The organism is Streptomyces sp. NPDC030814, assembly GCF_055572155.1.
In genome coordinates this window covers 45,846-48,214 of record NZ_JBVIDX010000042.1, presented here as the reverse complement: position 1 = coordinate 48,214, position 2,369 = coordinate 45,846, and the positions used below count along the sequence as shown (strand labels likewise).

Annotated in this window: 1 protein-coding gene; it reads left to right on the top strand. The window is 67.2% G+C overall.

The window, feature by feature from the left end; all coding sequences use genetic code 11:
- Nucleotides 1-174 precede the first annotated feature (174 nt).
- The gene (locus tag ACZ43N_RS41130) at nt 175-1,455 is read left to right on the top strand and encodes an IS701 family transposase (protein ID WP_468104752.1); all 1,281 of its coding nucleotides are present in this window, start codon (nt 175-177) and stop codon (nt 1,453-1,455) included.
- The last annotated feature ends 914 nt before the right edge of the window (nt 1,456-2,369 follow it).

Genomic DNA, 2,369 nt, shown 5'->3' with positions numbered 1-2,369 from the left:
ATCACCGCCCACAGCTCGTCGTCGACTTCCCACGGCTTCGGCCGCGCCACCTCGCACCCCCGGATCATCGGTCCCGGAGTGATCCAACCACCTCGAAGATCATTTCGTTAGGAGTTCTTAGTAGGACTCCGTTAGGTCTTCCCGTCGGGCCTGTTCGGGAGCATGTTGGGTTGGGTGGACGCACATGAAGTGAACCGTGTCCGGGCGAAGTTGGCGTTGTACGTGGCGGATGTGTTCGCCTCGGTGCCGCGCAAGGACCAGCGGGCCAAGGGCGACTGCTACCTGCGCGGACTGATGCTGGACGGCCGCCGCAAGTCCATTCAGGCCATGGCCTCGCGATTACCAGACGGCAACGAACAGAACCTGCAGCAGTTCGTGAACCAGTCCACCTGGGATCCGGTGCCGGTGCAGCGGCGGCTCTGTGAGCGGATGCTGCCGCTGATCGATCCGGTGGCCTGGGTGATCGACGACGTGTCGGTGCCCAAGGACGGGCGGCTGTCGGCCGGCGTGGCTCCGCAGTACTGCGGAGCCTTGGGAAAGAGGGCGAACTGCCAGGTCGCGGTCAGCGTCCACGCCGCGACCGATACCGCGTCCTGCCCGCTGCAATGGCGCCTGTTCCTGCCCAAGGACTGGGCGTCGGACACCGCTCGCCGAGCCCTCGCCCGCATCCCGGCGGACGTCACGCACCGCGAGAAGTGGCGCCTCGCCCTGGACATGCTCGACACGCTCGCAGCCTGGGGCATGAAGCCTCCGGTCGTGGTGGCCGACGCCGCCTACGGCACCAACGCTCACCTGCGGACCGCGCTGTCCGAGCGCGGACTTGCCTACGTCCTGGCCGTCCGGTCGGACGTGAGCGCCCACCCCTTCGAGACGAAGCCCGTCGCTCCGGCCCGCAAGGGAGCCATCGGCTGCTGGCCCCAGCCCCGCTACCGGCAGACCGCACCGTCGGTGGCAGCCCTGGCCGCCAGCCTCGAGCCGGAGGCATTCACCCCACTCACCTGGCGGCACGGCTCGAGAGGCGAGTTACGCTCCCGCTTCGCCGCCATGCGCGTGCGCCCGGCCGGCAAAGCAGTCGAGCGTCCCATCAAAGCCGCGGCCTCGGCCGAACAAGGCTGGTGGGACGGTGTCCTGCCCGACTGCTGGCTACTGATCGAGTGGCCCGCCGATGCCGAGGCGCCGACCGATTACTGGCTGTCCAACCTGCCGGCCGACACCCCGATCGCCGACCTGGTCCGTCTGGCCAAGGTCCGCTGGCGCATCGAGCACGACTACCGCGAACTCAAGCACGGCCTGGGCCTGGACCACTTCGAGGGCCGTTCCTGGCCCGGCTGGCACCACCACGTCACCCTCGTGACCGCCGCCCACGCCTTCCTCACTGAACAGCGCCTGGCCCCAAAAGTGCCCGGACCGGTCTCACCCTCTACCAAGTCCTCGACGCCCTCCAGGGCGTCCTGAGGTGCTGGACCGGCGTCTGCACCACCTGCCACCAACCCCTGCCCAGCGGGTCGCGCTCAAGGCCAAGATCGAGACGGACCTAACGGAGTCCTATTAGCGCCGGAGTTCCTCCATGACACTCAGATCCTGGACGCGGCCATGGAGGCGGGCATAGACACCAGCCACTGACGGACTGGCCTTCAACCGCCGGTAGATACAAACCAGTCAGTCTTGCTCTCAGCAGCAGCCGCGCGTGGGCTATTACGCCGTAATAGCCCACGGTGTAGGCGACGCGCTCCATTGGCACCGCACTGAACCACAATCGCGTCGCTTCCTGTGCCGGCAGCAGTCTCAGGGGTAGCAGGTGGGCGGCAACATGCATGACGTCGAAGCGATCGACGTCGAATCTTGGCCGCCAGCGGGAGGCTGGTCTCTGCAACGGCTTCGGCGTGCTCCTGCAGCCGACCCAAAACGAAGATGGGGGGCGCCACCGAGAGCCTGTGCCGATGACATTGATCCTGAGCAGCGAGACCTCGTCTGAACCGCTGATGGGCCCGCCCCCATGAGTCGGCGGGACGGTACACCGCTCCGCCTGCCCGCCGACATGAGCTGTAGGAAAGCCGCCAAGGTGGGAATCGGGTACCGAGAACTTGACGGCCCCTCATCAGGCAAGGCCCGCAGACCATATGCGCAGCCAAGCAAACCAGGCGGTGAGGCAGCGCCACTGTCGGGGCCGGACCCCCAAGACCGACAGACCAGTCGACCACTACTGCTCATCGACCAACCACTGAAGCTCGCAGTCACAAGGTTTCACCCCTGGGGCCTGGGGGGGGGGGGGGGGGGGGGGGGGGATGGGGGGGGGGGGGGGGGGGGGGGGGGGGGGGGGAGGGGCGGGCATAACAAACAAACAAAAACCAACAAAAACAAGGAGGAGG